Here is a 278-nt window from a genome sequence, read left to right as displayed (position 1 = left end):
ATCAGGGCCAGCGTCGGCGACAGGCTTGTTCTCCAGATCACCAGCGAGGCGCTGGGCCTCTATCGGCCCGAAGAGCAGATGCGCGTGGTTCTGGAAACGCAGCCGGAGGCGGTTTCGCTTGCCTTGCGCGAGCTCGTGCCCGACCAAACGCATGAGGCGGCTTTCGCCTCGTTTCTCGAAACGCTGCGCGTGGAAAAAGTCACGCCGCAGATCATCCTCTATACACCTGAGGAGGCGAGCTATCTCGTGGCGCTCACGGGTCGCGGCCTGATCCCCTT

General features: G+C 62.9%; 1 protein-coding gene. It reads left to right on the top strand.

The annotated features are described in order from the left end of the window. Positions 1-278, top strand: a 278-nt coding sequence (locus EN846_RS34890; protein ID WP_189587228.1) for a 3-keto-5-aminohexanoate cleavage protein, incomplete at both ends; no start/stop codon positions are given.

Origin of the sequence: Mesorhizobium sp. M4B.F.Ca.ET.203.01.1.1 (assembly GCF_004791025.1) — a bacterium.
Classification (GTDB): Bacteria; Pseudomonadota; Alphaproteobacteria; order Rhizobiales; family Rhizobiaceae; genus Mesorhizobium; species Mesorhizobium abyssinicae.
The sequence above is the reverse complement of the archived record's forward strand: the minus strand, read 5'-3'. Positions and strand labels throughout refer to the sequence as shown.